The sequence below is a fragment of the Myxococcus llanfairpwllgwyngyllgogerychwyrndrobwllllantysiliogogogochensis genome (assembly GCF_006636215.1).
Lineage (GTDB): Bacteria > Myxococcota > Myxococcia > Myxococcales > Myxococcaceae > Myxococcus > Myxococcus llanfairpwllgwyngyllgogerychwyrndrobwllllantysiliogogogochensis.
Genome location: NZ_VIFM01000428.1, coordinates 1 through 5,914, shown reverse-complemented (window position 1 = coordinate 5,914; position 5,914 = coordinate 1). Strand labels below are relative to the sequence as shown.

The 5,914-nt window shown below is 69.1% G+C and carries 5 protein-coding genes; all 5 read right to left on the bottom strand.

All coding sequences use genetic code 11. The features are described from left to right. Positions 1-929 (bottom strand): Pvc16 family protein (locus FJV41_RS47550; protein ID WP_141649254.1); only part of this gene is annotated, 929 nt, incomplete at its 3' end. Next, positions 926-2,074 carry a hypothetical protein gene (locus tag FJV41_RS47545; RefSeq protein ID WP_141649253.1) on the bottom strand — a complete coding sequence of 383 codons (1,149 nt, stop codon included), beginning with the start codon at positions 2,072-2,074 and terminating at the stop codon, positions 926-928. The genes FJV41_RS47545 and FJV41_RS47550, both read right to left, overlap by 4 nt. Beyond that, positions 2,071-2,802 (bottom strand): T4 family baseplate hub assembly chaperone, encoded by a 732-nt coding sequence (locus FJV41_RS47540; RefSeq protein ID WP_141649252.1) that lies wholly within the window; start codon positions 2,800-2,802, stop codon positions 2,071-2,073. Before FJV41_RS47540 ends, FJV41_RS47545 begins: the two co-directional genes overlap by 4 nt. A 14-nt stretch (positions 2,803-2,816) precedes the next feature. Beyond that, the gene (locus FJV41_RS47535) at positions 2,817-3,344 is read right to left on the bottom strand and encodes a phage tail protein (RefSeq protein ID WP_141649251.1); all 528 of its coding nucleotides are present in this window, start codon (positions 3,342-3,344) and stop codon (positions 2,817-2,819) included. 14 nt (positions 3,345-3,358) lie between these two features. Then, a complete protein-coding gene (locus tag FJV41_RS47530) occupies positions 3,359-4,888 on the bottom strand; it encodes a phage tail sheath family protein (RefSeq protein WP_141649250.1) in 1,530 nt (509 codons plus the stop codon). Positions 4,889-5,914: the final 1,026 nt, after the last annotated feature.

The following is a 5,914-nucleotide window of genomic DNA, read 5'->3' as shown; positions in this document are numbered from 1 at the left end:
GGGTTGGGGGTGATGGAGGTGAGGCGGGGCGCGAGCGTCAGCGGCAGCGCGGAGGTGGTGTGCTCCACGTTGTTCGCATCGGTGATGACCACGGACACCCCATAGGTGCCCGAGGGCCAGCCGACAGCGTCGTTCGGAATGGCCACCGTCAGTCGCGAGGCCGTGACGTCCGTGGCGGGCCGGGTCACCGGCGCGGTCCAGAGCGGATGGGAGAAGCGCACCCCCACGGTGCCCCCGGCGAGGTACTGCCCGGTGAGGACCAGCACGTCCCCCAGCCGCGCGCTCGCCTGTTGCTGCGGCGGCGTGACGGCTTCGAGGAGTGGAAAGGGCGGCAGCGTGTCGGGCAGGACGGTCAGCACCGGACGCAGCACGGGCAGGGGCGCGCGGTGCGGGCGCGTGCTCTCGATGAGCACCACGGAGGCCTGGTAGACGACGGACACGCGGTACTGCGTCTGGAACATGGTCCAGAGCTTGGAGAGTTCCTCCAGCGAAAGCGGCTCCGAGGTGATGCGCACGCGTTCAACCTGTCGGTACAGGTCATTGCCGGGCACCGCGACGCGCAGCTCCTCGGACCCGAGCAGCGGATGGTCGTGGAGGACGTTCATCGCCTTGCCCAGCAGCTTGTGGCTCTCCACGTCGTCGTCGGACGGCGCGTAGGGCGTGAGCACGTAGGTCAAGCGCAGGGCGAGGGGCGGGAAGCCGGACTCGCCGGGCTTCGACTTCGGCGGGAACTCCATGTTGCGCAACGAGACGTCGTGGCTCACCTGGAAGAGGAAGAGGTTGAGCTGGTGGTGGGTGGCGTCGCGGGCCCGCGCCTTGTCCGGAGGCAGCGTCGTCACCGCGACGTCCGGGGTGTCCACCTGGAGGTGGTTGAAGAGGAGCGTGCGGAGCGTCGCCGTCACCGTGGCGATGGAGAGGGAGTTGCTCACCGTCCACCTCCGTTGCGGCGCGCGAGGTACTCCTCGAGCGACGGCGACGGGGAGGGCCGCGTGGGCGCGCTCCTGGCGGGCGCGGCGGGCGTCACCGCGCGGACCTCGATGCGGCCGATGGTGACCTGGATGACCGGTTCCGCCGGGGCCTGCGACGTGTTCCTCGAAGCCGGACTCTCGGCCGACTCCTGCCGCGTCGTCCCCGTGGAGGACCGCGCGGACGGAGCGGGCGCCGACGTCTCCAGCGCCACGCTCAACGCCCGGGCACGCCCCACCGCCGACGTGACAGGTCGCGCGTCGAACGGACCCTGCTCCGAAGTCGTGAAGGTGCGCGAGCGCCCCTCCTCCACCGATGACTCCGCCGGTACGCTGGAGGGCCGCGCGACAGCCCCCTGTCCGTCCCTCGCGTGCTCCACCTGCACCGCGGCGAATGCGTCAGGGCTCCTCGTCGGAGCCACGGCCCCGGGTGTCGCCGCCGCCACGGGGCGAAGGTCCGTGCGCGGTGCCGCACCCGCAACGAGTCCCTCGGTGAGAGGCGACGCCTCGCGCGCGGGCGAGTCCCCATGAGCGATGCCGCTGCGCTGGATGACGGAGCTGGTGGGAGTCGCGAGCGAACTCGCGCGTGACTCGAACGGGAGAGAGGGGGCGCCCTTCGGTGCCGCCTGCCCCGTGCGGCCCGGTGCCTCGTCGACGCGCCCGTGGGGCGCCGCCGCGACTCTGGTGGGACTGGGGAAGCTCCTCTCGCGTGGGCCCATCCCCTCTGCCTGTGCCTCGTCGGGCCCTGAACCTGGCGCGCGGCGAGACGTGTCGAGCACCTGGCTCAATGCGCCCCGTGTCCCACCACGCGGGAAGCTTCCCGGCTCGACGGTGCCAGGAATCTCGACGGGCCCCGGGCCGCCCGTGCTCCGCGCTTCCGAGAGAGTTTGCCCCACCACGCTCCAAGGTTCGCGTCGGGGCCGGACTGGACCGATGGGGGCGCGGGGCAGGGCGCCGGGTTGCTCGTGCTCCGTGTCAACGCGGACGAGGGACGCCTCGTCTCGCTCCACGGCCTGCGCCTCGGGTGCGAAGTACGAGGTGATGCGCGGCCGGACACCCTCGGTGGGGCGGTACTGACGTGCCACCAGATGGCTCAAGTAGTCGCTCATGTCCCCGCAAGCTCCAGGTAGCGCTGCCGCTTCCACGGGCTCATCCCCAGGATGTGCTCCTCGGACCAGCCGTACTGTCTTGCCAGCGTGTGCACGTCGCGCAGGGTGCGCTGGGCCCACGCCTCCACTTCCCTCCAGAAGAACTCGGCGATGTCGAACGCCGCGAACCAGTGGTGCCCGCAGGCGGGACACGTGGTGGACAGCTCCACCCGGGCCTGCGGGTCCGCGGCCTCCATCGCGTCGGCGATGGCGCGAATCACGTCCTCCGGCAGCGCCCTTGTGTCCACGTGTGCCCCCTCCCGATGTGCCTCCACCACACACCGCGCCAGCACGCCCTCTCGCCCCGCGCCGCCTCGTCCCGCCGCGAGCGCCGCCAGGTCCCGGCTGTCCGGCAACCGGAACCGCACCGCGTGGCCCGCGTGCTCCACCTCCAGCACCTCCGGCGGAGGAGCGCCCTGCGGCACCTGGATGTCACCCACCTCGAAGGCCAGCTCCACCTGCTCGCCGCACGGCGGACACGACACCAGCCCCACGAGCGCGGAGCCGAACGTGCCTTCCCGCGCCGCCAACAGCAGCGAGTCCCGGACGCCGACCGGGAGCCGCGCCAGCTCTCCCGGACTCCGCTCCGGCCACGCGGCGCACAGGAGCGCGAGCGCGCGTCCTGGCGCGGAGTGCGGGTGGCCCGCCTCCCATGCGCCCAGCAGCTCAGAAGCCGTCAGCGAGCGCATGGAGCCTCAGCGGGTCAGGGGTTGGGCTCGTTGAAGCTGGGCTCGGTGGGCTCGGCGATGTCGTAGTCGCGCTCCCAGCCCTCGTTCTCCAACTTGAGCGTCTGGATGGCCACCGCGTTGGCGTTGGCATCCAGGTCCGGCATCGCCTGGTACTCCGACACCCAGCAGCGGAAGAGTTTGTAGGAGATGGCGAGCTGTCCGGCCTCGTTGTAGACCTCCAGGATGATGTCCTTGCGGAAGTCCTTGAGGGACACCTCGGCGCCCAGGCCGGAGCCGTAGTTCCAGACCTTGTTGGCCCACCGCTCGAACTCGGTGTCGTGGGTGACGCCGCGCTCCAGGGTGAGGGCCTCGTACTCGCTGCGGCCCGGGGACTTGCGGCTGCTGCTGGGGTCGCCACCCTCGCGGTGCTTGACGACCTCCGTGGTGCGCTTGAGCGCGCCCACCTTGCTGACCCCCGCGACGTAGCGGCCATCCCACTTCACGCGGAACTTGAAGTTCTTGTACGGGTCGAACCGCAGAGCGTTGACGCTGAACTGAGCCATGGAATGGGTCTCCTTTACGCCGCGACCTGGCCGGCCATCTGCTGGAGCTTGAGGACGACGAACTCGGCCGGCTTGAGCGGCGCGAAGCCCACGACGATGTTGACCACGCCGAGGTTGATGTCGTTCTGCGTGGTGGTCTCCTTGTCGCACTTGACGAAGTACGCATCGCGGGGCGACTGGCCCTGGAAGGCCCCCTGCCGGAAGAGGTTCTGCATGAAGGCGCCCACGTTGAGGCGGATCTGCGACCAGAGCGGCTCGTCGTTGGGCTCGAAGACGACCCACTGGATGCCCCGGAAGAGGCTCTCCTCGATGTAGAGCGCCAGCCGGCGCACCGGCAGGTACTTCCACTCGTCGGCCAGCAGGTCATTGCCGCGCGTGGTGCGCGCGCCCCACAGCACGCGGCCCGCGGCAGGCAGCGAGCGCAGGCAGTTGACGCCCAGCGGGTTGAGCTGGCCGTTCTCCTGGTCCGTGAGGGGCACGCTCAGCTTCGGCACGCCCGTCAGGAGCGAGTCCAGGCCCGCGGGAGCCTTCCACACGCCCCGCTGGGTGTCCGTGCGGGCGATGACTCCGGCCACCGCGCCGCAGGGAGCGAAGATCTCCAACTGGTTCTCACGCAGCGGGTTGGCCTGGACCAGTCGCGGGAAGTAGAGGGCCGCGTTCTTGCTGCGCAGGCTGCTGCTGTTGAAGCCGGAGACCGCGTCCGCGACGCTGTCCCAGGCCACGGGCGGGTCCGCGATGAAGACGGCGCGCCGCTCCTCGCAGTAGGCCGCCGCGTCCGTCGCCAGCCCCGGCTCGATGTCTCCGTCCAGCGCGTGCGGGGAGATGCACAGCAGGTTGAAGACATCCACCTTCTCCAGCGCGTACAGCCCCTCCTTGTTGGTGCGCAGGTTCGGGCCGGTGGTGAACTGGGTGATGGTCAGCGTGGCGCCATCCGTGCCCTGGTCCGCGGGTGCGGGCGTCTTCGTGCCTTCCTCGGGGCGCACGGCGGGGTTGGGCAGCGTGCCCACCCGGACGAGGGCGGAGCCCTGCTCCAGCACGGTGGGGAAGTAGCGGGGACTGGCCGGGTCGATGGAGAGGTTGATGAACTTCTCCACCGCGCGGGTGCCCGTGTCGGTGATGGTGAGGTTGAAGAGCAGCGCGTCGGCGGGCGGGTTGCCGGGGTCCTTCTTCGTGTTGTGGTCCACCACCACGCTGAGCTTGCCGCCCCAGGCGCCCGGGTTCGCGGCCACCAGCGTCGTGTTGCCGGAGTTGGTGAGGTTCAGCTCCGCCGTCTCACCGCCGTTGTCCAGCCGGACGATGACGGCCTGACCGCCTCCATTGAGGAAGAAGTCGCGGACGGCGTAGCTCATCGAGCTGTCTTCCCACAGGCTTCCGAAGGAGCGCTCGAAGTCGCCGTACCCGTTGCAGATGACCGGCTCGTTCACCGGCCCGCGCTGCGCGCGTCCCACGAAGGCGGTAATCGATGTGGGAACCCCGGTGATGGTGCGGACCCCACTGGGAACTTCCTCGATATAGACGCCCGGATAACTGAGAGCTGCCGGCATGGACGACTCCTCCCTCTGCGGGTTCGTCAACTCCGCCCCTCACGTCGCGAGGCAAGAGCCCTTCCTGCGCACGGCGCACTCCCGTGTTCACGGGGGCACCCCGTACGGCTGTGTCACATCCGTCTGTATGGGGAGGACGGCAACTGATGCCGTGGCGGCAAATCCATGCGCGTGAAACCGGTCGACCCCCCTCGCTACCGGAAGCCTGTTACGAGCTTCCTCAACGTCGTATTGAGACTGTGCCAGAAACCCAACGGAAAGTCATTCATTCCGGTGTAGTGGATCATACGTAGTTGGCTCGATGTGTCACGGGTTGGGTGGGTATTGCCAATCCAATACAGGGGTATGAGCCGTCGCACATGGCTCGTTCTTTGTCTGCTGGATGACAGGTTTCCCCCGTGGATACGCGGGGATGCGTGGTGTTATCTTTGGCGTGCCGTTCCCATCGAAAGGCTTGTCATGCGCAAGGGATTCCAGAAGTGGGTCTTTGTCGTGGGAGTCGTGGCCGGAGGTGCATTGGGCGTACTCCACCCGGCGCAGGCCGAGGCTGGCGCGGAGGCGTGTCAAAACCAGTGCGACGATGAGGGCTGTTCTTGTTTCTATCGATGTTTCCAGCTTGGCCCGCACTGCATCTGCGAGGAGTTTCCGACCTGCATGTAGCGTGTCGGGACTCCTACTCCGAGCGAAGCGCCTCGCTGGTTGAGTCCTGGAGGGCGCGGGGCGCGGGCAACAGGCTCGCGCCCCGCGCCACGACTCCCAGCGGAGCCGGAGCCTGAACGCGGGCGTGGCGGGGGGAGAAACGCTCGCGGGTCATGCGTCCCGCGCAGGGAGTGCACAGACTCCCTCCCGCCTGAAGCAACGGTGCAAGTCACACCGCACACGCTGTCACTCCAAGCAGGCGAGCAAGGTGGGTCTTGGGGCCACTTTGCACCGGGGACTTGGCGACACACCCTCCCTCCCAGTCTTTCCTGTAGGGGGCGGCATGTCGTGGCGCGGTGGGTGGGTGGTGTCGTTGCTGGTGGTGGG

What these genes read in the sequence shown, in the direction of transcription:
- FJV41_RS47535 (WP_141649251.1), bottom strand. Translation starts at nt 3,344, where the DNA reads ATGGCTCAGTTCAGCGTCAACGCTCTGCGGTTCGACCCGTACAAGAAC.
- FJV41_RS47530 (WP_141649250.1), bottom strand. Translation starts at nt 4,888, where the DNA reads ATGCCGGCAGCTCTCAGTTATCCGGGCGTCTATATCGAGGAAGTTCCC.
- FJV41_RS47540 (WP_141649252.1), bottom strand. Translation starts at nt 2,802, where the DNA reads ATGCGCTCGCTGACGGCTTCTGAGCTGCTGGGCGCATGGGAGGCGGGC.
- FJV41_RS47545 (WP_141649253.1), bottom strand. Translation starts at nt 2,074, where the DNA reads ATGAGCGACTACTTGAGCCATCTGGTGGCACGTCAGTACCGCCCCACC.